Origin of the sequence: Nannocystis sp. (assembly GCF_016714285.1) — a bacterium.
Lineage (GTDB): Bacteria > Myxococcota_A > Polyangia > Nannocystales > Nannocystaceae > Nannocystis.
Genome location: NZ_JADJNN010000019.1, coordinates 94588 through 117549 on the forward strand (window position 1 = coordinate 94588; position 22962 = coordinate 117549).

A 22962-nucleotide genomic window follows, 5' to 3' on the forward strand; every position below is an offset into this window, starting at 1 on the left:
TTCGTCGCAACATCGGCTGCAACATTTCGCCGGCGCCCCCCTGCAAGCGCCGGACGCGGCGTGGCACACTTCGTGCTCAAGGCGCAGACATGCAAGCACGCACTCTCCACGACCAGGCCACTCCGAACGGACAGGGCTTTCGCGACGTGACACCCGCCGCCGTCGCCGGCCTCCGTGACACCCTGCACATCGTCGATGTCCGCCAGCCGGCCGAGTTCACCGGCGAGCTCGGCCACATCCCCGGGGCCGTGCTCGTGCCCCTCGCCACGCTCGCCGCCGCAGCGCGAGCCTGGGATCCATCGGCCGAGATCGTGCTCGTCTGCCGCTCGGGCGGCCGCTCGAGCAGCGCGGCCGCCCACCTGGTCGCCGCCGGCTTCTCGCGCGTCATGAACATGACGGGCGGCATGCTGGCCTACCGCGCCCAGGGGCTCCCGAGCGAGCCGTGAGCCCCGCCGCCCGCGCGCTCACCCGCAGGTCTTGTCGCGCAGCCCCTCGCAGATCCCGTCGCAGTACTGGTTGACCACCCCATCCTCGAGGAAGTCGCGCAGCTGCTGCTGGGCCGCTGGTTCGCGGCGGGGGCACTCGTGCGGGTCCTTGTCCGAGCTCGGCGGCTCGTTGGTGAAGGGCGCGTCGGGCACGTCCGTGTAGTGCCACTCGACGTAGGCCGAGCCGGTGAAGCCCGGCGCCTTCTCCTCGACGCCCCACACCGGCTTGGTCTGCGGCGCCACCGTCGACGCACCGAACGCGCGGGCCTGGATCTGGGCCCCGACGTTGCTCACCTGCGCGTCGCCGATCGCCACCTGCATCAGCACCTGCTTGGCGCCGACGTCGGGGTTCGGCTCGCGGTTCATCGCCCAGGCCCAGCCCGCGCCCTCGCCCGGGTCCCACAGGTTCTGGAACACCGCGATCAGCAGCATGATGTCGCGGTGGTCGCTGTAGGCCCCGTTGAGCAGCGAGAAGAACTGCTCGAAGTCATGCGAGCGCGGCAGCAGCAGCACGTACGGCATCCCGCCGACCCCGAGCACCCCGCGGTCGATGTCCGGGCTGAGCGCCAGGTACGCCCCGCCGAGGATCCCGCCCTGCGAGTTGCCGTAGTAGCTGCGCTTCTCCGGGTCGATCACCGAGTACTCGCCGCTCTCGGTCTTGAAGGTGAGGTCGGGGTCATTGCGCAGCTTGCCGGTCGCCATCCGCATCGCCGCGATGAACTCGGTGAAGCCCTGCATCGAGCGCTCCGGGATCGCCGGGAAGTTGGTCGCGTCGGTGGTGAGGATCGAGATGATCGGCACCACGTCCTCGCTCTTCATCCCGGTCCAGTCGGAGGCCAGGATCACCCAGCCGTTGGCGTTCGCCATGGCGCTCAGGTAGCCGCCCTCGGCCTCGCCCTTGCCGCCGAGCAGGCCGTGGCCGTACTGGACCACCCGCCCCGAGCGCGGCTCGAGCTGATCGATCAGCGAGCAGGGGATCCGCAGCAGCACCTCGACCACCGTCGTCCCGTTGCGAAACGGCATCCCGGTCTCCGGGTCGCGGGTCAGCAGGGTGCCGGCCTTGTCCGCCGTGGTGTACAGCGGCGTCGTCATGTCGACCAGGATCGTGCGCCCGATCTGGGTGTCGGGGTTCTTGCAGTCCTCGTCCTTCACCGACACGATCTCGTAATCGGGACCGTCCGGCCCGACCGCGTCGAGCACGTCGTCGCGCAGCCACTCCATGCGCCCCAGGCTGCTCTCCCGCGACACCGTCACGAAGTCCCACGCGATCTGCAGCTCCTCGCGCGCGAAGCCGGCGTCCTGCAACACCGGGAAGATGTCGAGGTTGTAGTGCACCCGCTGGCCCTCGACGCTCATGTCGTCGGTGCCGACCTTGTCGCGCAGCGCCGCGAAGCCCGGCGAGGCCTCCACCAGCCCCCCGCCCTGCTTCCCGAGCCCCCGCGCCGCGAACACGTAGCGCCGCCCGTGGGCCAGCGGCGTCGCCGGCTGGACCACCACCAGCCGCTCGCTCGCCTTGGCCGTGCGCATGTCGAGCTCGACGAAGTGCGGCACCCGCTCGCCCGTCTCCGCGTCGAGCAGCACCGTCTTCACGTCGGCCTTCGTGTAGTCGCCGAGCGTCTCGTGGGTCAGCAGCCCCGCGAGGTCGAGCTCCTTGAACTGGAACAGCAGCGCCCCCAGCACCGAGAAGCCGTCCTTCTCGTTGAGGTACTTCGGGTCCATCCCCTTCTTCATGCCGTTCACCGGCAGCGCCTCGGCCGTGTAGGCCAGCCGGTAGCCGGTCGCCGTCTCGGCCTCACGCATGTGGAACATCGACGGGTACGGCAGCGCGCACATGCTCGGGTCGACCGGGTTGCACGCGCCGAGCTCCCATGGCCCGCCGGTCGTCGGGTCCTCGCCCGTGTCGTCGCCCGTGCTGCCGGTGGTCGTCGCCGTCGTGGTCGGCGTGCTCGCGCTGCCCGTCGACCCGCCGCCGCTGCTCTCGCCCTCGCCCTCGCCGCCCGCGCCCGGCTTGCACGCGAGCCCCCCAACCACCGCGAGGCCCGTGACGAGGCCGAGAGAACGGACGAGGACCAGAGATCGGGGGCGCATCATCCAGGACCCATATCGCGCCACGCCACGCCCTGGGAACCGCCGGCCCGCGACCACGCGCGTGAGTCGAGGCACCCGCCGTAAATTCCCCCTGCCACCCACCGGGCGACCCCGATAAGGTGGCGCGATGAGCCTGCCTCGCCCGCGTCGTCCGTCCCGCCTGCTCCCCCGCCACCTGCTCAACCTCATGGCCCTGCTCGCCGCCTCGGCGCTCGCGGCCTGCGGCGACGACAACGTCAGCACCGGCAGCGCGAGCACCGGCAGCGGCGCGAGCACCAGCGGCGACACCCCAAGCACCACCGCCACCGCCCCGACCGAGACCAGCGTCGACCCGCCGACCACCGGTCCCACCACCGACCCGACCACCGCCGGTCCGAGCAGCGATCCCGGCACCGACACCACCGCCACCACCGCGGGCCCGACCACCGACACCGCCACCGATACTGCCACCAGCACGACCACCGCCAGCACCGGCCAGGTCAGCGCCAGCGACACCGACACCGGCGGCAGCACCAGCGGCAGCGGCAGCACCGGCGACCCGCCCTGCGCCCAGGGCACGATCATCTGCGAGGGCAACACCGCCAAGGTCTGCGACGGCCTCGGCGGCTTCGAGAGCGAGGAGGCCTGCCCCAAGGCCTGCGCCCCCGACCTCGGCTGCACCGAATGTGTCCCCAACGCCGGCCAGTGCAACGGCCCGATCGCCCAGAAGTGCAAGCCCGACGGCTCCGGCTTCGAGGACACCTTCTGCGACGACGTCCAGGGCGTCCAGTGCGACGCCAACGCCGGCGAGTGCGTCGGCGCCTGCGCCCCCAAGACCCTCGGCAACAGCTACATCGGCTGCCAGTACTACCCCATCGTCACCCCCAACGTCGTCAGCGACACCTTCACCTTCGCCGTCGTCGTCTCCAACGTCTCCGACCAGGACGCCGACATCAACATCACCAAGGGCGGCCAGCCCGTCGTCGACATCATCGTCCCGAAGAACACCGTCGAGGTCATCCCCCTGCCGTGGGTCCAGGTGCTCAAGAGCACCGGTAGCAGCCGCTTCGTCGCCGACGGCGCCTACCGCCTGCGCTCGACCCAGCCGGTCACCGTCTATCAATACAACCCGCTCGAGTACCAGAAGAACAACAACTTCACGTACACCAACGACGCCTCGCTGCTCATGCCGACCAACGTGTGGGGCGACGACTCCTTCGTCGTCACCCGCAACACCCTCAACGGCCTGCCCGGCATCTACACCGTGATCGGCCAGGAGGACAACACCACCGTCACGCTCCAGCCCTCGGCCACCGGCCAGAAGGTCGTCGCCGGCGGCGGCGTCGCGGCCAACGGCACCGGCGTCGTCATGATCGGCGAGGGCGACGTCTTGCAGGTGCTCTCGGGCGTCGGCGTCGTCGACCCGCAGAAGGGCGACAACTCCGACCTCACCGGCACCCGCGTGCTCTCGGACAAGCCCGTCATGGTCCACGGCTCGCACGCCTGCACCTACGTCCCGTACACCATCCTCGCCTGCGACCACCTCGAGGAGACCAACCTCCCCTTCGTCAACCTCGCCAAGGAGTACCTCGTCACCCCCCCGCTGGTGAAGGCGCCCAACATGAACCCTACCCTCAAGGCCCGCATCGTCCGCGTCATCGCCACCACCGACAACACCACGATCACCTACGACCCCCCGCAAAACGGCGCCCCCGCGGCCCTCGCCAAGGTCGGCGACTACGCCGAGTTCTCCACCGACAAGGACTTCAAGATCACCGCCAACTTCAAGATCGCCGTCTCCGAGTACATGATCGGCCAGAGCGGCGGCGGCGGTGCCGGCGACCCGGCCCTGACGATCGGCGTCCCGATCGAGCAGTATCGCAGCAGCTACTCGTTCCACGCCCCCACCAACTACGAGAGCAGCTTCGCCAACATCACCGCCCCCGTCGGCACCAACGTCACGATCGACGGCCAGCCCGTCGCCGGCTTCCAGCCGATCGGCGGCAGCGGCTTCAGCGGCGTCCGCGTCCAGCTGTCCAACGCCGGTGACGGCGACCACACCATCGCCGGCGACAAGGCCTTCGGCGTCCAGGTCTACGGCTACGGCCAGTACACCTCCTACTGGTACCCCGGCGGACTCGACCTGAACCTCATCCCCCAGTGAACCCGCAGGCCGACGCCGGCCCTGCGAACGCCGCCCCGCGCGCTCGCCAGCGGGCCGCGGCTCGGGCGGCGAACGCCGTCCCGCGGGCACTCGCCGCGAGCCCTCGCCAGCGGCGCGCGCCTCGGGTATGCAGCAGCGTGCCCGGACGCACCCTGGACGCCACCGCGAAGCGCGACGAGCTGCGCGCCCTCCTCACCACGGCCACGGACCCCGCGGCCCTGCTCGACGCGGCCCGCAAGGCCGCGCTCGCGCTCGAGTTCCGCGCCACCGACGCGATGATCGGCCTCGATCCCGTCGCCGACGATCTGCTCGCCGAGCTGCGCCAGACCATCGACACCGCCCTCGCCGCCGCCGCCGAGCAGGGCTCGCACGACGCCGCCTGCGAGCTCGCCGTGCTGCGCATGCGAGCCCGCGAGCACCTCGCCGCCCTCGCGCTGCTCGAGCCCGTCGCCCGCGCCCACCACCCGCGAGCCGCCGCGCTCGCGGCCCAGATCGTCTGGCGTCAGGGCCTCGCCCACCGCCAGGCCGACGCCATCGCCTGGCTGGAGGCCGCCCGCGCCGCCGACCCCGAGGGCCACGCGACCTACATGCTCGGCCTCTACGCCTTCAACGGCACCGGCCGCGCCGTCGACTTCACCACCGCCGGTCGCCTGCACGAGGAGGCCGCGGCCCGCGGCAACGCCGACGCGATGTTCGAGCTCTACATCCTCAGCGACCAGGGCCTCGGTCGCCCCGCCGACCCCGGCGCCGCGGTGGCCTGGTGTCAGCGCGCCGCCGAGGCCGGCAACCTGCGCGCCATGGGCAACCTCGGCGGCTTTTATGCGACCGGCCGCGGCCTCCCACGCGACCCGGTCCAGGCCCTCGCCTGGTACGAGCGCGCCGCGAAGGCCGGCCACGGCAAGTCGGCCGCCACGCTCGGGGTCATGTACGCCACCGGCGACTGCGTCGACACCGACCCCGAGCGCGCCCGCAGCTGGTTCGCCGCCGCCGACGCGATCGGCCACGACTGGCGCGACCTCGCCGACGCCGTCGGCCTCGACCCCGACGACTGGGAGCCCTGACGCGACCCCGCGTCCCCCGCCGACCACCCGCAAGATATTCCGATCCCCGCCGCGCGCCCCCGCGCCGCCTCTGACTGCGCGTCCGAGAAATGCAGCGTGCGCCCGCCGGGCCCCGCGGTTATCGTCGCCCGATGTTGGCTTGGACCCTCGCTCGCTCGCTCACCACCGTCGCCGCCCTGTGGCTCGTCGCATCACCGGCCACCGCCACCGCCGAGCCCGACGCCGACGCCGACTCACCCCGCATCACCACCCGCGTCACCGCGAAGGGTGAGGTCATCGCCGAGATGAAGGTCGCCGCCACCGCCACCGCCGTGCGGGCCCAGCTGGCCGGCGCCGAGCGGGCCCACGGCCTCGCGCCCACCACCGTGTCCGCCAAGGCCACCACCGACGGCAAGTGCGAGAAGGTCCAGCTGCAGACCCGCGGCCTGCTCTCCCCCTTCGTCCTCGAGACCCGCCGCTGCCCCACGATCACCGGCTGGAAGGAGACCCTCACCGCCTCCGACAACTTCGTCGAGTACTGGAACGAGTGGACCGTCAAGGAGCTCCCCGGCGGCGGCGCCCTCGTCACCTTCAAGACCCGCACCCTGCCCAACGTCGCCGTGCCCGAGTCGATCATCCTGGCCCAGACCCGCCGGGTCCTCAGCAAGCTGATGCGCAACCTCCTCGGCGCGCTCGGCGAGTCCCCGTGAGCGAGTCCCAGTGATCGTCGCCGCCGCCCGCGACTGATACAGTCCGCCGCGTGCACGCCCTCCAGGGCCTCGAGCCCCGCGCCCTCGCGCGCCTCTTCCCCGAGCTCAGCCCCGCCGAGGCGCGCCGCGTCATCTCCGGCGTGATGCGCCGCGGCCCCGAGCTCCTGCTCGCCCCGATCGCCCAGGTCCGCCGCGAGGGCCTCGCCGCGCTGCGAGCCCGCGCCCACGTCCCCACCCTGGAGCTGCGCTCCGAGCGAGCCAGCCGCGTCGACGCCTTCGTCAAGTATCTGTTCGCCGCCGACGACGGCGCCCTCCTCGAGAGCGTCCGCATCCCGCTCGCGCAGCCCGATCGCTTCACCGTCTGTGTCAGCTCGCAGATCGGCTGCGCCCTCGCCTGTGCCTTCTGCGCCACCGGCCGCCTCGGCCTGCGCCGCAACCTCGAGGCCTGGGAGATCGTCGAGCAGGTCCGGCTCGTGCGCGCACGCCTGCCCGCCGGCGCGCGCGTCCGCGGCGTCGTGTTCCAGGGCATGGGCGAGCCGCTCGCCAACCTCGATCGCGTGCTCGCGGCGATCGCCGTGCTCTCCGATCCCTCCGCCCTCGCGATCGACGCCCGCGCGATCACCGTGTGCACCGCCGGCCTCGCCGCCGGCATCCGCCGCCTCGCCCATGAGGCCCCGCAGGTCCGCCTCGGCCTCTCGATCGCCAGCGCCCGACCCGAGCTGCGCCGCCGCCTCATGCCGATCGACGGCGCCCAGCCGCTCTCCGAGGCCCTCGCCGCCGCCCGCGAGCACGCGACCCTCACCGGCCTCGCGCCGATGTTCGCCGTCACCCTGCTCCGCGATCACAACGACAGCGACGCCGACGCCCACGCCCTCGCCGATCTCGTCCTCGACTTCCACGCCCGCACCGGCCTGCGCCCCCGCCTCTCGATCATCCCGTACAACTCGATCGGCAGCCCCATCGGCAACCCGATCGATCCGATCGCCAGCCCGATCACCGACGACCCCTTCACGCGCAGCCCCGACGCCAGCGAGTCGACCTTCCGCGACGTCCTCGCCGCCCGCGGCGTGTTCACCCACAAGCGCTACAGCGGCGGCGCCGACGTCGACGCCGCCTGCGGTCAGCTCGCCGCCCGCGCCTGATCCGCATCCGCCGCGCCCGCTGCCGTCGCCGCGATCGCCTGATGGTGGCGCAAGAAGGCCACGTAACAGATGACCGGCACCGTCAGGCGGTACGCCGGCCCGAGCCACTCCCAGGCCGTGATCACCCAGTTCACCGGCCCCGCCAGCCCGCGCAGCACCAGGCGCAGCGCCGCCGTGCGGACCATCGACTTGGCCCGGCGCTGCAGCTGGTCGCCGCCGATGTGCCGCAGCGCCCGCCTGACCTTCCCCGCCGTGACTACGCGATGCTCCGGATCGACGCGCGTCATGAACGGGTGCACCGCGTCGGTCCCGTGCAGCCCCTCGGCGAAGTAACGACCCGCGAAGAACCCGTCCAGCAGCTCCGCCTGCAGATCGGGCGCGAGCCGCTCGAACTCGCTGTCGAGCACATACCGGACCACCCGCAGCTCGAGCGCGAGGATCCCGTCAGCGGGCGTGTCGGCCAGCTCGAGATCCTGCAGCGCGTCGCACACGATCTGCAAATAACAACCCTGACCGCCGCCGACGCGACCCTTCACCAGGTGGTCGCCGCAACGGAGGACTTCCTCGACCACCGCCGCGACCCGATCCGCGTGGGCGACGCCGGGCGCACGCACCCGCCGATCGAACCACAGCAGCCCCGAGGGCGGACGCCCGAGGAACTCGATCAGGAGCGCGAGCTCGGCCTCGCTGGCGGCCTCGAGCACGGGGGTCAGGTGGTCGTCACGCATGACAGCGCCGCGAGCTTACGCGATCCCCTCCGCGCCCGCTGCGGCTTGAGTCCCGCGTCGGCGTCGGGCAAGATCGCCGCCGCGTGAGCTCCCCCGACGCCATGACGGTCCCCGCCCCGTCGCGGCTCGCCGACAGCGGCCCCGATCGCTGGTCCAGCTCCAGCGGCTCGAGCAATACGAGCCGCCGCGCCAGCTCGCCCGACGATCAGATCACCGTCGCCGGCTCCGACGCGCCCCAGCTCGCGACCCAGGCCGGCGACGAGTTCGCCCCCGGCGCCGTGATCAGCCGCTACATGGTCCTCAGCCGGCTCGGCTCCGGCGCCATGGGCGTCGTCTACGCCGCCTACGACCCCGAGCTCGACCGCAAGGTCGCCCTCAAGCTGCTCCACCCGCGCAGCGGCAGCTCGCTCGACAGCAAGGTCCGCCTCATGCGCGAGGCCAAGGCCCTCGCCCGCCTCTCGCACCCCAACGTCGTCGCCGTCCACGACGTCGGCACCTTCGCCGACCGCGTCTTCCTCGCGATGGAGTTCATCGACGGCAAGACCCTCGGCGCCTGGCTCAAGGAGAAGGCCCAACCCCGGCCCTGGCGCGAGGTCCTGGCGATCCTCGGCAAGGCCGGCGAGGGCCTCGCCGCCGCCCACGCGGCCGGCCTCATCCACCGCGACTTCAAGCCCGACAACGTCCTCATCGCCCGCGACGGCCGGGTCCGCGTCCTCGACTTCGGCCTCGCCCGCAGCGCCGCCGACGCGAGCCCCGAGGACACCGAGGTCGACCCCGCCGCCGCCGCCGTCCTCGCCTCCGTGAGCAGCGAGCGCCGCGAACGCTCGCAGACCGAGGCCGCCCTGCTCACCCGCACCGGCGCGCTGGTCGGCACCCCGGCGTACATGTCCCCGGAGCAGCACCTCGGCCGCTTCGCCGACCCCCGCTCCGATCAATTCTCGTTCTGCGTCGCCCTCTACCAGGCCCTCTACGGCGTCCGCCCCTTCGGCGGCGAGCGCATGACCAGCCTCGCCTTCCAGGTGCTTCAGGGCAAGGTCGGCGCCGCCCCGCCCGGCACCACCGTGCCCGCCTGGCTGCGCCGCATCGTCCTCCGCGGCCTGAACGTCGACCCCGAGCTGCGCTACCCCGGCATGCCGGAGCTCCTCGCCGACCTCGACCGCCACAGCGGCGGCGGCAAGCGCCGACGCGGCCTCCTCCTCGCCAGCGCCGCCCTCGTCGGCCTCGGCCTCTGGCTCGGCCTCCGCGCCACCGCCAACACCCCCACGCCATGTCAGGGCGCCCCCTTGCACCTCCGCGGCACCTGGGACCCCGAACGCAGCGCCGCCCTCGGCGAGGTCTTCCGCACCTCCAAGCTCCCCTACGCCGCCGCCACCTGGGCCAGCGTCCGCCCGAGCCTCGACCTCTACGCCCTGCGCTGGACCCACGCCTTCACCGACGCCTGCGAGGACACCCACGTGCGCGGCGAGCAGTCCGGCCAGCTCCTCGACCTGCGCATGGCCTGCCTCGAGCGCCGGCGCATCGAGCTGCACGAGCTCACCGAGGTGCTCCAGGCCGGCGACACGGCCGCGATCGAGAAGGCCAGCGAGGGCGTCAGCGGCCTCGGGGACCTCGCCGCCTGCGCCGACGTCACCGCCCTCACCGCCCTCGTCGAGCCTCCCCCCGGCACGCTCAAGGAGGACGTCGAGCGCGTCACCGCCGGCATCGCCCGCGCCAGCGCCCTCGAGCTCGCCGCCCGCTGGACCGAGGCCGCCGAGCTCACCGCCGCCGCGATCGCCGACCCAGCCACCGCCGCCTACCCGCCGCTCCTCGCGGCCGCCCTGCGGGTCCACGCCCGCGTGCAGCGGCGCCTCGGCGCCACCGCCGAGGCCGCCGAGAGCCTGCGCAGCGCCACCCAGGCCGCCGCCCGCGGCCGCGACGACCGGGCCGCCGCGGAGGCCTGGATCGACCTCGTCTTCCTCGCCGGCGCCTACCTCAACCAGGCCGAGCTCACCCACGCGTACACCCTCGCCGCGACCGCCACGGTCCTGCGCAGCGGCGCCGACCCGCTGCTGCGCGCTCACCTCGACGCCAACACCTTCGTCGCCCAGATCCGTCTCGGCGACCCCGACCTCGCCGCAGGTGACCGCGCCCTCGCCTACTTCGAGGCCAACCCCGACGCCGACCCCAACGAGCACCACCGCGTGCTCAACAGCCTCGGCATCGTCCGCATGCACCGCGGCGAGAAGCAAGGGGCCCGCGACCTGTTCGAGCGCGCCCTCAAGCTCGGCCGCCAGCACTTCGGCGCCGACCACCCACCAACGCGATCGTCCTCTCCAACCTCGCCGTCCTCGCCCTCGCCGAGAAGCACCCGGAAGAGGCCCGCCGCCACGCCGACGAGAGCGCCAAGATCCGCCGCGTCCTCCCCGAGAACCACCTCGACCACGCCGACACCGAGGAGGTCTACGCCGCGATCGCCGAGGCCCGCGACGAGACCTCCGTCGCCGCCCACCACTACCGCCGCGCCCTCGCTATCTACGAGGCCGGCCCGCATCCGCCGCCCACCAAGATCGGCGCCCTGCACAACAACATGGCGATCCTCGCCGTCGCCGAGGACCGCCCCGCGACGCGATCCACGAGTACCGCAGCGCCCTCGCGGCCTTCCGCCAGGTCTCGCCCGACAACGAGTACACCCTCACCGTCGAGGAGAACCTCGCCCAGAGCCTGCTCACCGTCGGCGACCTCGCCGACGCCCGCAGCCTGCAAGACCACGTCATCCTCCTGCTCCAGGCCCGCAACGGCCCACAACACCCCGACACCGCCGCCGCACGCGCGGTCCAGGCCCAGATCCTCCTCGCGCTCGGCGAGCCCGGCGAGGCCCGCGTGCTCCTCGAAGACGCCCTCCCCGTCCTCGAGCAGGCCGGACCCGACTACCGCCCCCGGCGCGGCCTCGCCCGCTACACCCTCGCCCGCTGCCTCGCCGCGCTCCACCACGATCCACCGCAACAGCAGCGCCTGCTCGAGCTCGCCGGCGCCGACCTCGACGGCGACCCCGACCCCGCCAGCCAGCGCGCCCTCGCCGAGCTGCGAGCCCGGGACCCGAGCATCCTCCCACCCGCGCCCCGCTAGGGGCCCGAGCGGCTCCGCGCGCCTCGCTGCGGCCTGCGCAGCAGCTTTCGCCATTTTCTCCCGCGCCCGCCCCAGATAACGTAGCTCCGCCCCGGCCCCGACCACTTACCCACAGAAACTAGTCGTCCCATGCAAAGCAAAACCCTCAAGTCCCTGGCCCTGCTCACCGGTCTCGGCCTGCTCCCGGCCTGCCCTGGCGACACCGCGACGACCGTGACCGACACCGAAGCCACCGGCGGCTCGACCACCAGCGGCGGCCCCAGCAGCGACCCCAGCGGCGACCCCACCACGGTGCCGACCACCACCAACACGACGCCCGCCGAGACCACCGACGAGACCGTGACCACCAGCGGCCCAGGCACCACCACCGACCCCGGCACCACCACCGACCCGAGCACCACCGCCACCACCGGCGGCCCGCCCGACAACCTCTGTGTCCGCCTCGGCGGCATGGAGATGGAGGGCATCCCGGCCCTGGTCACCAACTTCTTCGCCAAGGCCCTGATCAACGACAAGATCAACGGCTACTTCCTCAACAGCGACGTCGACGCCGGCGCCCTCGGCACCTGCGTCATCAACCAGCTCGGCGCCCTCGCCGAGTGCCCCGGCGTCACCTACGACTGCAAGAACATGCTCGACGCCCACGCCGGCCTCGGCATCTCCCAGCAGGACTTCGACGACTTCGTCGTCGACTTCGTCGCCGCCTACGACGAGCACGCCGCGACCCACCCGGACCTCACCCCGGACGACAAGACCACCATCGGCACCGCCCTCGGCGGCATGGCCGTCGACATCGTCGAGGACGCCACCAACGACGCCACCGTCTACCAGCGGGTCGGCCGCAAACCCGCGATCAAGGCGCTCATCGGCATGCCCGGCGAGGCCGGCAGCTTCGTCCACAACGTCGCCTTGAACGACGCCATCAACACCTTCTTCGCCAACTCGATGTTCGACCGCCTGAACACCTGCCTCACCCGCCAGGTCAGCGGCATCGACGGCCCGACCAAGTACGGCATGGAGGTCACCGCCCCGGCACCCGCTGACCCCGGCGTGGCCATGGACAACGTCTGCCGCGACATGAAGACCACCCACCTCGGCCTCCAGGACCTCATGATGGGGGTCATCACGATCGAGGACTTCGTCGCCCTCGTCACCGACCTCGTCACCGCGATGGACACCTTCGCCGTCCCCATGGCCGAGCAGGACGCCATCCTCGCCGTGCTCGGGCCGATGTGCGACGACATCGTCGCCGACCCCAACACCTGCCCCGGCAACACCAAGCTCGACGACCTCACCGAAGCCGTCGACCTGAACCTCGCGATCGACAACCTCGGCGACAAGTGGGACGACAAGTACAACGGCAAGCTCGACTCGATGCTCTGCGTCACCATCCCCGTCGTCGACACCGGCCTCAACTTCGTCCAGGCCGTCCGCCTCAAGGTCGGCATGGATCACACCTTCGTCGGCGACATCACGATCAAGGTCGTCGCCCCCGACAACACGCTGCTCACCGCGCTCGGCCGCCCCGGCCCCGAGGTCATGCCGATCCCGGACAACGGCGTCCAGTGCTGCGGCGACGACTCCAACCTGCTCGCCACCTTCCCCTTCACCCTCAACAACGCCGCCATCGCCAACGGCAAGGACATGGGCAAGGGCCTCACCAACGTCCAGGTGATCTGCAAGGACGAGAACCCCAAGATCGACCCCTGCCAGTTCAAGCCCTACAAGGGCGGCGGCCCCGGCACCGACTTCAACGACTTCAAGGGCAAGGCCGCCAACGGCGACTGGAAAGTCTGCTTCGGCGACAGCGGCAAGGGCGACTACGGCAAGCTGCAATACATCGGCCTCACGCTCGACCGCGTGAAATACGCCCCGTAAGCGCCCTGCGCTCGCGCCAACCCGCACCAACCGCCGAACAGCGGGGCCGAACAGCGGGGCCTTTGGCCTCGCTGTTTTTGCGCGACCGCCCAGCGAGCATAGAACATGCTCCAGTCGCCCGGCCCGAGGCCAGCCCAGGCCAGGTCCCAAGGATGTGACCCCACGCCGGCCTCGCACGGCTGGTCCTCTCCTGAGCAGCCAGATATCGTGATGCTCCTTATGCATCGCCGCCTTCCGTCCCTCATCACCCTCGCCGCCCCCCTCACCTCGCCCTCGCGCTCGCGCTGCCCGACCGCGCCGAGGCCTGCGGCGGCACCTTCTGTGACGGCGGCCCGCAGGCGCTGCCGGTCGACCAGACCGGCGAGAACATCCTCTTCGTGATCGACGGCGCCCACGTCGAGGCGCACATCCAGATCCAGTACGACCCCAACACCCCGGCGAACAAGTTCGCGTGGCTGGTCCCCGTCACCGCGGTCCCCGAGTTCTCCGTCGGCTCGCAGCTGTTGTTCGACAACATGCTCGCCGGCTCCGTCCCCCTCTACGGCTTCCAGACCACCCAGGAGCTGTGCGGCGAGAACCCCAACAACCCGCCGAACGACAACGGCGGCTCCGATCCCGGCGGCACCGGCCTCACCGGCGGCGACGAGAGCGACAGCGCCGGCGACCCCGGCCCCACCATCCTCTACAGCTCCACCGTCGGCGCCTTCGACATCGTCGTCCTCCAGGACAACAGCGTCGACTCGCTCATGACCTGGCTCGGTGACAACGGCTACCAGCAGGACCCGAAGGCCAAGCCGATCCTCGAGGAGTACCTCAAGGAGGGCCACCTCTTCGTCGCCTTCAAGCTCACCAACAACGCCGAGGTCACCGAGATCCACCCGGTCGTCCTGCGCTACACCGGCGACGAGTCCTGCGTCCCGATCCGCCTCACCCGCATCGCCGCCAAGGAGGACATGGACATCCGCGCCTTCTTCCTCGGCAACGCCCGCACCGTCCCGATCAACTACCGCCACGTCCTCATCAACCCGCTCAAGCTCGACTGGCCGAACTTCGCCGCCAACTACAAGGAGGTCATCTCCCTCGCGGTCGACGCCTTCGCCGCCGACGGCAACGCCTTCGTCACCGAGTACGCGGGCACCAGCACCGTCGTCCAGCCCTTCGGCATCCACGACACCGCGTGGAACGCCAGGCCTTCGCCACGGCCGCCGCCATCGACGTCGTCGACATCCTCACCGCCCAGAACCTGATGTACTGCTACGACGCGGTCGACGGCGGCTGCGAGTTCCGCCACCCGCTGCTCCGCGGCCTGCTCAATACCTACCTCCCGGTCCCCAAGGGCCTCAGCGACGGCGAGTTCTACAGCTGCGTCTCCTGCTACGAGGCCATGCTCGACCCCCAGGCCTGGGACCCCGCCCTGTTCGCCAGCGACCTCGACGAACGCATCATCGCCCCCGGCAAGCACGCGGTCGACCTGCTCGCCAAGTGGCCATACCTGACCCGCATGTACACCACCATCTCGCCCAACGAGATGATGGAAGACCCGATCTTCCGGCAAAACCCCAACCTCGAGGATATCCCCGCCCTGCAGCAGGCGACCCGCCTGGTCCGCTGCGACGGCCACGCCAACTGGACCCTCCCCGACGGCCGCAAGGTGTTCGTCCCCAACAACGGCGCCTGGCCCGACTTCGACGCCGAGCTCCCCTACGAGGAGGAGGTCCAGACCACCAGCATCAAGGGCGCGCCGATGACGATCGTCAACAACACGGCGGCCATCCAGAAGGTCCTCGACACCTGGAACACCAAGATGGACCCCGTCGAGGGCCAGCAGCCCGCCGACACCGCCGACACCAAGGACGCCGACACCGCCAACATGGACGCCGACCAGGGCTGCGGCTGCAACGTCCAGAGCAGCGCCGGTGGCGTGCTCGCCAGCCTCGGCCTCCTCGGCCTCCTCACCCTCCGCCCCTCGCGTCGCCGCCGCAGCTGATCGCCGGCGAACTCCGCCGCAACACCGAGGATATCCTCGGTGTTAGAGCCCCGGCAACATCGAGGATATCCTTGGTGTAATCTGAGGATTTGCGCAGACACAAAATCCGCGCTTCATGTCTGCACACCGGGCCCCCCTGATATAGGCTCCCGGCCATGCCGGGCCACAACATCTTCAACGGTTGGACCGAGGAGCAGGACCGGGCCGCGTGCAAGGCACCGCCGGCGGCCGCCACCACCCCGCGCTGGGCCTGGTGCTGGCACGCGCCGGACAGCCGCCCCACCCGGAGTCCGCCGAACTGTTCCTCGCCAGCTGGGTCGACCTCGGCGGCGTTGGCATCAAGATCATCAGCCGCGAGGGCTGGCGCATCTTTCTCCCGTGGCCCGGCGGCGACGACCGCATCCTGTTCGCCGACGACCGCTGCACCCCCGACTTCGATCTGCTCATCCAGCGCCTCGGACTCGACTGGCCCAGGGCCCTCCTCGCGCGCTGCCTCGAGCCCGGGCGACCTGCCCCGGCCCCGCCCGCCAACCTGTATCGCGCCGCCTTCTCCGTCGCCAGCGCGCCCGAGCTGCTCACGCTGGTCAGCTTCTGGGCGGAGAACGCGATCCACTGGTACGGCCTCGACGCCGCGCCCCACCTCGACGGTCACGCCCTCCTCGCCGCTGTCGCCGGCCTCACCCACGACCCGCGCGGCAGCTTCGTCGCCGAGGGCCTGGCCCGCATCGCTCGCGCAGGTCAGCCCCTGCCCGAGGACTGGCCAGCGCTGATCCACGCCGAGGGCTGCAACCACTTCGAGCCCGGCACCATCACCCGCTGGCGTCAGGCCCTCGCCGCCCTGCCCCAGGGCCCCCTGCGCCAGCGCCTCCTGCAGATCCTCGCCACCGGCAGCGAGTGGAACTGCAATCAAGCCCTCATGATGGTCCCCGATCTCGTCGACGACACGGTGTGGGCGGCGGCGATGGAGGTCGTCCTCGGCCACCCCAGGACTGGCCGCAGTTCGCCCGCAGCCTCGGCGACGGACCCCAGATCCTGCCCTTTGTACGTACCACCGCGAAGGCGTGGAAGAAGGACAAGCGCGGCAAAGGTGGTCGCCCAGGACGCCCTCCATGCCATCGCCTGCCAGGCCCTCGCCGCGACCGCCCGCGCCGGTCAGACCTGGCCCGAGGCCGACGACGCCTTCCTCCGCTTCGACCTGTGGAAGGCCGGCCTCCGCGACCACGACTTCAACCAGCGCGTCCTCCCGTGCCTCCAGCGCGCCCTCGCGGCGCTGCCGATGGAGCGCCGCCGCGAGGTCTATCTCCGCGGCCTCGATGCCGCCTCGCCGAAGACCTGCCTGCGCCCCCTCGCCTGTCTGGCCGCCGCCCCCTGCGACGAGGTCTTGGACCGAATCAAGCAGCTGCTCGCCAGCGTCGACGCCAAGCTCTCCGCGCGCGAGGACTGGCTGGAGCGCCTGCGGCGGGACACGCCTGCGGTCCACCAGGCGCTCGCGTGATCGCTAGGGCGATCCCCGAAACGCCGCCCGGTCGACGAACCCCAGCCGCTCGAGCAGCCGCGTCACGGCCGGGACCGGCAGCGTGCGGATCGCGTAACACGGGACCGCCCGCCCCTGTGATAGATCCGCCCCCATGCGACTCACCCGGCGCCCGCGACTCCTCGGTCTCACTGCCTGTGCCCTGTGGCTCGGCGCCTGCGGCGATCCGCCTGCGACCACGACCACCAGCGAAACCACCGGCGAGGCCACCAGCCAGGCCAGCACCAGCGGTTCGCCGACCACCGTCCCGACCACCGACATCCCAACCACCGACAGCCCGACCACCGACGGCCCGGGCAGCACCAGCGACGCCACCACCAGCGGCACCACTGGCGACACCACCGATGCCACCACCGACGCCACCACCGGCGACACCACCGGCGGCGAGGGCGTCTGCGGCGACGGCCTCCTCGACGCCGACGAGCAGTGCGACGACGGCCCCGACAACGCCGACACCAACTCCTGCACCTCGGAGTGCAAGAACAACATCTGCGGCGACGGCAAGCTCGGCCCCGGCGAGGGCTGCGACGACGGCAACGACGTCGACGACGACGAGTGCAGCAACCTCTGCGCCCTCACCACCTGCGGCGACGGCGAGGTCGCGGCCAGCGAGCAATGCGACGACGGCAACCCCGACAACACCGATATGTGCACCGTCGCCTGCACCAACGCCATCTGCAGCGACGGCTTCGTCCAGGACGGCATCGACGAGCAGTGCGACGACGGCCCCGACAACGCCGACAACGCCGCCTGCACCACCGAATGCAAGCAGAACGTCTGCGGCGACGGCAATGTCTACAATACGGGCGACGGCGACGAGGCCTGCGACAACGGCGTCGACAACGGCCCGGGCCAGCTGTGCACCGCAGATTGCCAGGACAACGTCTGCGGCGACGGCGACAAGAACCCCGACGAGGAGTGCGACGACGGTAACCTGGACCCCGCCGACGGCTGCTCCGCCGTCTGCCAGCTCGAGGGCTGCGGCAACAAGATCGTCGACCCCGGCGAGGCCTGCGACGACGCCAAGAACGGCGACAACGACGACGGCTGCACCGACGTGTGTCAGCTCCCCGCGTGCGGCGACAGCTTCATCCAGCCGAGCCTCGGCGAGACCTGCGACGAGGGCGGCGACAACAGCGACAACGCCGCCTGCACCCTCGCCTGCCAGGACGCCACCTGCGGCGACGGCCTCCTCTTCAGCGAGCAGGAGCAGTGCGACGACGGCAAGGACAACGGCCCCGGCAAGAGCTGCAACGCCAGCTGCATCACCAACATCTGCGGCGACGGCGACAAGGGCCCCGGCGAGGCCTGCGACGACGGCAACAAGATCGACAACGACAACTGCTCCAACGCGTGCAAGACCCCGCCTGCGGCGACGGCATCAAGCAGCAGGGCGAGCAGTGCGACAAGGGCCTGCAGAACGACAACCTCGGCGCCTGCACCCTCGCCTGCACCCTGCCCGTCTGCGGCGACACCTTCACCCAGCCCGGCGTCGGCGAGCAGTGCGACGACGGCAACCTGCTCGACACCGACACCTGCACCTCCGCCTGCAAGACCGCCACCTGCGGCGACCAGATCGTGTGGGCCGGCATGGAGGAGTGCGACGACGGCAACCAGAACAACCTCGACGCCTGCACCAACGGCTGCAAAAACCCCACCTGCTTCGACGGCCTCAAGAACCAAAACGAGACCGCCACCGACTGCGGCGGCAGCTGCAAGCCCTGCTCGATCGCCGGCCTGGTGATCAACGAGGTCGACTACGACCAGCCCGGCAACGACACTGCCGAATACGTCGAGATCCTCAACACCACCAACGCCCCGATCAGCCTCACCGGCGTCGCCCTCGCGCTCGTCAACTGCTCCACCAACCCCCCGGCGCTCTACGCCCCCTTCACCATCAGCCTCGCCGGCGCCGTGAGCATCAACCCGGGTCAATACCTCGTCATCGCCCCCGCCGCCTTCGCCGTGCCCGGCGGCGTGCTCAAGGTCAATTTCGCCGGCCCCGGCGATCAGGTCCAGAACGGCTCCCCCGACGGCCTCGCCCTGGTCAACACGACCACCATGACCCTGCTCGACGCCCTCTCCTACGAGGGCTCCTGCGGCGCCATCAACATTCCGGGCATCGGTATGGTCAGCATCGTCGAGGGGATGGCCGCCAACATCACCGACCCCGGCGCCGGCGCGCTCGCCCGCATCCCCAACGGCTACGACGGGAACAACCTGGCGACCGACTGGGTGCTGTCCAACACGCTGACGCCAGGGCTGGCCAACGTGCCGTGATTCTGGGCCCCGGGCCGGGCTCATGCCCGGCCAGGACTGCACTCCGTGACGCACGGAGGCCCGCGCCTCACCCGAACGATCGCAGATCCCCCGCCGGCGCGCTCGCCAGGTAGCTCTCCCACTTCCGGATCGTCAGCGCCTGGAACTCATGCACCGCCGGGTTTAGCTCGGCGATCGGCGCGTTCCAGTGCTCGTTGTAGCCGACCTGCTCGGCCTCGCAGGCCACCCCGTCCTCCTCGAGCAGCGGCTTGAACACCGCCTCCTTGGCGATGCCCAGCACCGGCTCCATCACCTGCCTGGGCATCTTCAGCGGCAAGAACGGGATCTTGAAGCCGTCGAAGTAGAACAGGAAGAAGGCCCGCGTGGTCTGCTCGTCGATGGGCAGGCAGAAGCACCAGTCCTTGATCTTGCCGTCCGTGTCCGACCACTGATACGGGTATTGATAACACAGCTTCATCGCATTCACGTTGGTGCGCGAGCGGTCGACGAAGTGGCGCATCAGCGGGCCCGCGGCCACCTGCGTGTCGTAGGCGACGTGCACGTTGTCGCCCTCGACCCGCAGGTCCGTCAATGTGCTGTCCGTGAACGGCTTGAACTTGCGGTGGAGATACGCGTGGGTGAAGTCGCTGACGTTGTCGATGATCATCGAATGGTGGGCCTTCCACGTGAAGTCCACCAAGAGCTTGGCCCACGGCTTTGGCCCCTCGAGCTCGGGGATCTCCGGCATCGCCACCGAATCGGCCCGCGCCGCCTCGCCGAAGAAGATCCACACCAGCCCATAGCGCTCGCGCACCGGGTAGTGGCGCAGGGTGATGTTCGGCAGCGGCTTGCCGAACAGCTCGTGCGGCACCTTGCACAGCTTCCCGCCGCCGTCGTAGGTCCACCCGTGATACGGGCACACCAGCTGGCAGTCCTCCACCCGCCCGATCGACAGCTTCAGCTGGCGGTGCGCGCAGCGGTTCTCCACCGCCCGCAGCACCCCGTCCTGGCCGCGAAACAGCGCCACCGAGCGCCGCCAGAACACCACCTCCATCACCTGCCCGGGCTTGACCCGCTTGCTGTACTCGACCGGATACCAGTAGTTCGGGTCGAGCCCCGCCGCCCGCACCTTCTGCCGGCGATTCTTGGCCTGCTCGAAGCTGGGCGGCGGCGGACGGCCGATCTGCGTGAGCGGCGGCGTATGCTGGGATGGCGAAATGGGCTTGTTCATGGCGGTCACACCCGGCGATAACGAATGCGGCAGGGCGGCGTCGGCCCGGCGATGAGGTTGGTGTAGTCGACCGGATAGCTCGACTCGAGCAGCTCGAACTCGAAGTGGCGCAGCAGGTGGCTCCACAGCGCGCGCAGCTGCAGCTGGGCGAACACGATGCCCATGCAGCGGTGCCGCCCCGCGCCGAAGGCGATGTGCCCGTACGGCGACTTCTTGTCCTCCTCGCGGGGCACGTGGTAGCCGCCGAAGTCGAATTCCTTGAGCACCCGCCGCATCACCAGGTGGATCGGCGGGAACAGGCGCAGCGCCTCCTTGATCGTGCCCTCCAGCAGCTTCATCTGCTGCAGATCGTCGTAGGTCAGCTGCTCGCGGTCGCCGAGGATCTGGCGCTGCTCCTCGACCAGGCGGCGGGCGATGTGCGGGTGCTGCCCGAGCAGGATGGCGATCCACGAGAAGGTCACGCCGCTGGTGTGGTGGCCCGCGAACATGATCGTCAGGATGAGCCCCGTGATCTCGTCCTCCGTCAGCGCCCGACCGTCCGCGTATCGCGCCTCGATCAGGGTCTGCAGGATGTCCTCGTGCACCTGCGGGTCGTGCCGCCGCGCCTCGACGATCTGGCCGATGAGCTCCCCATCTTCACCCGCGCCCGGTCGCGCCGCCGCATCGACGGCAGCGGCAGGTACGGCGCGAAGAATGACACCACATTAATCCCACCCTCGAGGTCATGGTAAAGCTGTGAGAACTCGCGCGACAGATTGTGCCGCATCTTCTCGCCGAGCAGGCAGCGCGTCGAGGTGTGGAGCGTGACCTCGTTGCCCACGTCGAGCATGTTGACCACGCCCTCGCGGCCCCACTTGCCGAAGTGGAGCTCCGCCTCGGCCACGAAGCCCTCCGCGTAGGTCCGCAGCCGGCTGTCGCGCAGCGCCTGGTGAAAGAAGCCGAGCTGCTCCTTCATGATGTGCGGCTCCGCGTCGTAGGCGATGCCCTTGCCGAACACCGGCGTCATCAGCTGGTACGCCTCGCGCTGGCTGACCTCGTCGTCCCTGAAGCGGAAGTACTTCTCCTGCGCCGCGTGCCCCGTCATCGCCACCGCCAGCGCGCCCGGCAGGCGCAGGCAAAACAGGTCGCCGAACATCGCCCGCCCGCGCATCATCATCGCCACCGGATCGGTGCGCATCTCCACCGCGTGACCGATCACCGGCAGCCCGCCCGGCAGCATCGGCGGCAGCCCCGGCGTGTCGAGCTTCAGCGGCTGCAACGCGGCCCACAGGGTCGACGCGGTCTGCTTCACGGTCTCGGGAACGGCGAACATCGCCGGCACGGTATCCGAGCGCATCATGCCGGGTACGACCGGCGCCCGCGCAAAGCCGTAGAGAAATCCGCGTGCGCGCCGCAAACTTCACGCATGCGCGCGACGAGCTCGCGCGGCCCTCGGCTAAAACCTCGGCCCATGGTCATCACACAGTCGCTGTCCGCCGCGCACGCCGCTTCACAGCAGGCCCTCGTCGCGGCGCCGCAGCTCGGCGTCACAACCGTGCTGCTCGCCCTGCTGGCCTACAGCGCCTTCTTCTTCGCCATGCTGCTCGCGGCGCGCGTGCTCCCCGGGCGGCGCGTGCTCGGCTTCCCGCAGCAAGGCGGCCAGCGCAAGACCTACCGCCTCAACGGCCTCGCCCAGTTCGCGCTCGTCCACTTCATTGTGATCGGCGCCACACTGGTGTGTGGAGCCTCGCTCGCCCCGCTGGTGACCACCTGGTTCTGGCCCCTGTTCGTCGCCGCCAACCTGTTCTCGCTGGTGTGGACCGTCGTGCTCTACACCGGCGCGCGCGCGCGCGGTGTCCCCTCGGATCAGGGCCTGCTCAAAGATCTATGGCTGGGCCGCGAGCTCAACCCCACCTGGCGAGACGTCGACCTCAAGGTCTTCGCCTACCAGCCCTCCCTGATCGGCCTCGGCCTGCTCATCGCCGGCTTCGCCTACGCCCAGCACGAGCAGCTCGGCCACCTCACCCCGCAGATGCTCGCCTACCAGGCCTTCTGGTGGCTCTACCTGTTCACCCACTACCGCGACGAGCCCGGCGTACTGTCGATGTACGACGTCATCGCCGAGAAGTTCGGCTTCATGCTCGTCTGGGGCGACCTCGTGCTGGTGCCCTTCTTCTACTGCACCGCCGGCTGGTACCTGCTGGCGAACCCGGAGCCTCTCGCCACGCCCACCCTGCTCGCGCTGATCGCCAGCTTCACGCTCGGCCTGTGGGTGTTTCGCGGCGCCAACAAGCAGAAGCACACCTTCAAGGTCGACCCCGCGGCCAAGATCTGGGGCGAGGCCCCGCGCCTGCTCGGCGGTCGCCTGCTCGTCTCCGGCTGGTGGGGCGTCGGCCGCAAGATCAACTATACGGGCGAGCTCACCGTATACTTCTCGATCGCCGCCCTCGCAGGATTGACGCACATCGGGCCATTCCTGGTCCCGCTGTGGCTGCTGGCATTGCTGCTCCACCGCGCCTGGCGCGACGAGCAGCGCTGCAGCGCCAAGTACGGCGAATTGTGGCAGGAGTATCGCCGGGTCGTGCCCGCCCGAATGTTGCCAGGATGGGCGGCCCTGCGGCGCCTGCTGGGCCGCCTGCGGGCCCGCGCCTGA

At 70.8% G+C, this 22962-nt stretch carries 17 protein-coding genes and 4 pseudogenes; 16 read left to right on the forward strand and 5 right to left on the reverse strand.

All coding sequences use genetic code 11. From position 1 onward, the window contains the following. Positions 1-89 precede the first annotated feature (89 nt). On the forward strand, positions 90-446 hold the full coding sequence (locus tag IPJ59_RS26630; RefSeq protein ID WP_293273872.1) for a rhodanese-like domain-containing protein: 357 nt from the start codon (positions 90-92) through the stop codon (positions 444-446). A gap of 18 nt (positions 447-464) precedes the next feature. Here IPJ59_RS26630 and IPJ59_RS26635 read toward each other — a convergent pair whose 3' ends face one another. Next, on the reverse strand, positions 465-2573 hold the full coding sequence (locus IPJ59_RS26635) for a hypothetical protein (RefSeq protein ID WP_293273873.1): 2109 nt from the start codon (positions 2571-2573) through the stop codon (positions 465-467). 127 nt (positions 2574-2700) lie between these two features. On the opposite strand from IPJ59_RS26635, the gene IPJ59_RS26640 reads away from it, so the two are divergent. From IPJ59_RS26640 to rlmN, 4 genes are all read left to right on the forward strand, one after another. Beyond that, positions 2701-4716, forward strand: a complete 2016-nt coding sequence (locus IPJ59_RS26640) for an IgGFc-binding protein (RefSeq protein WP_293273874.1) — start codon at positions 2701-2703, stop codon at positions 4714-4716. Between the two features lie 137 nt (positions 4717-4853). Next, complete coding sequence (locus tag IPJ59_RS26645; protein ID WP_293273875.1) at positions 4854-5777, forward strand: tetratricopeptide repeat protein; 924 nt, start codon at positions 4854-4856, stop codon at positions 5775-5777. A gap of 131 nt (positions 5778-5908) precedes the next feature. Beyond that, a complete protein-coding gene (locus IPJ59_RS26650) occupies positions 5909-6466 on the forward strand; it encodes a hypothetical protein (protein ID WP_293273876.1) in 558 nt (185 codons plus the stop codon). 50 nt (positions 6467-6516) lie between these two features. After that, positions 6517-7608: a 23S rRNA (adenine(2503)-C(2))-methyltransferase RlmN gene (gene rlmN / locus IPJ59_RS26655; protein ID WP_293273877.1), complete on the forward strand. Its 1092-nt coding sequence runs from the start codon at positions 6517-6519 to the stop codon at positions 7606-7608. Here rlmN and IPJ59_RS26660 read toward each other — a convergent pair. Then, positions 7587-8336, reverse strand: a complete 750-nt coding sequence (locus tag IPJ59_RS26660) for a hypothetical protein (RefSeq protein ID WP_293251635.1) — start codon at positions 8334-8336, stop codon at positions 7587-7589. The two genes, rlmN and IPJ59_RS26660, sit on opposite strands and share 22 nt — an antisense overlap. A gap of 293 nt (positions 8337-8629) precedes the next feature. Here IPJ59_RS26660 and IPJ59_RS38135 point away from each other — a divergent pair. The 10 genes and pseudogenes from IPJ59_RS38135 to IPJ59_RS26695 form a co-directional block, all read left to right on the forward strand. Further along, positions 8630-10618, forward strand: a pseudogene (locus IPJ59_RS38135) (protein kinase domain-containing protein); the annotation flags it as partial. 20 nt (positions 10619-10638) lie between these two features. Continuing rightward, a pseudogene (locus tag IPJ59_RS38140) lies at positions 10639-10797 on the forward strand (hypothetical protein); the annotation flags it as partial. Positions 10798-11036: 239 nt separating this feature from the next. Continuing rightward, a complete protein-coding gene (locus tag IPJ59_RS38145) occupies positions 11037-11441 on the forward strand; it encodes a tetratricopeptide repeat protein (RefSeq protein WP_366524696.1) in 405 nt (134 codons plus the stop codon). A gap of 129 nt (positions 11442-11570) precedes the next feature. Beyond that, on the forward strand, positions 11571-13319 hold the full coding sequence (locus IPJ59_RS26670; protein WP_293273879.1) for a globin family protein: 1749 nt from the start codon (positions 11571-11573) through the stop codon (positions 13317-13319). A 341-nt stretch (positions 13320-13660) separates the two neighbouring features. Then, complete coding sequence (locus tag IPJ59_RS26675; protein WP_293273934.1) at positions 13661-14566, forward strand: DUF2330 domain-containing protein; 906 nt, start codon at positions 13661-13663, stop codon at positions 14564-14566. Beyond that, positions 14497-15306, forward strand: coding sequence for a hypothetical protein (locus IPJ59_RS26680; protein ID WP_293273880.1), 810 nt, complete (start codon positions 14497-14499; stop codon positions 15304-15306). Before IPJ59_RS26675 ends, IPJ59_RS26680 begins: the two co-directional genes overlap by 70 nt. A 208-nt stretch (positions 15307-15514) precedes the next feature. Further along, positions 15515-16801 (forward strand): hypothetical protein, encoded by a 1287-nt coding sequence (locus IPJ59_RS26685; RefSeq protein WP_293273881.1) that lies wholly within the window; start codon positions 15515-15517, stop codon positions 16799-16801. 133 nt (positions 16802-16934) lie between these two features. Beyond that, positions 16935-18188, forward strand: a pseudogene (locus IPJ59_RS26690) (DUF4215 domain-containing protein); the annotation flags it as partial. Between the two features lie 5 nt (positions 18189-18193). Continuing rightward, positions 18194-18355: pseudogene (locus IPJ59_RS38150) on the forward strand (hypothetical protein); the annotation flags it as partial. Between the two features lie 75 nt (positions 18356-18430). Further along, a complete protein-coding gene (locus tag IPJ59_RS26695; RefSeq protein WP_293273882.1) occupies positions 18431-19120 on the forward strand; it encodes a lamin tail domain-containing protein in 690 nt (229 codons plus the stop codon). Positions 19121-19187: 67 nt separating this feature from the next. On the opposite strand, the gene IPJ59_RS26700 is transcribed toward IPJ59_RS26695, so the two are convergent. From IPJ59_RS26700 to IPJ59_RS26710, 3 genes are read right to left on the reverse strand one after another with little or no spacing between them, the layout of a single operon-like run. Continuing rightward, positions 19188-20330, reverse strand: a complete 1143-nt coding sequence (locus IPJ59_RS26700; RefSeq protein ID WP_293273883.1) for an aromatic ring-hydroxylating dioxygenase subunit alpha — start codon at positions 20328-20330, stop codon at positions 19188-19190. Between the two features lie 5 nt (positions 20331-20335). Beyond that, positions 20336-20914 carry a cytochrome P450 gene (locus tag IPJ59_RS26705; RefSeq protein ID WP_293273884.1) on the reverse strand — a complete coding sequence of 193 codons (579 nt, stop codon included), beginning with the start codon at positions 20912-20914 and terminating at the stop codon, positions 20336-20338. Next, on the reverse strand, positions 20887-21642 hold the full coding sequence (locus IPJ59_RS26710; RefSeq protein WP_293273885.1) for a cytochrome P450: 756 nt from the start codon (positions 21640-21642) through the stop codon (positions 20887-20889). The genes IPJ59_RS26705 and IPJ59_RS26710 overlap by 28 nt, the downstream gene beginning before the upstream one ends. Before the next feature lie 138 nt (positions 21643-21780). Between IPJ59_RS26710 and IPJ59_RS26715 the strand changes: the two genes are divergently transcribed. After that, the gene (locus IPJ59_RS26715; protein ID WP_293251620.1) at positions 21781-22962 is read left to right on the forward strand and encodes a phosphatidylethanolamine N-methyltransferase family domain-containing protein; all 1182 of its coding nucleotides are present in this window, start codon (positions 21781-21783) and stop codon (positions 22960-22962) included.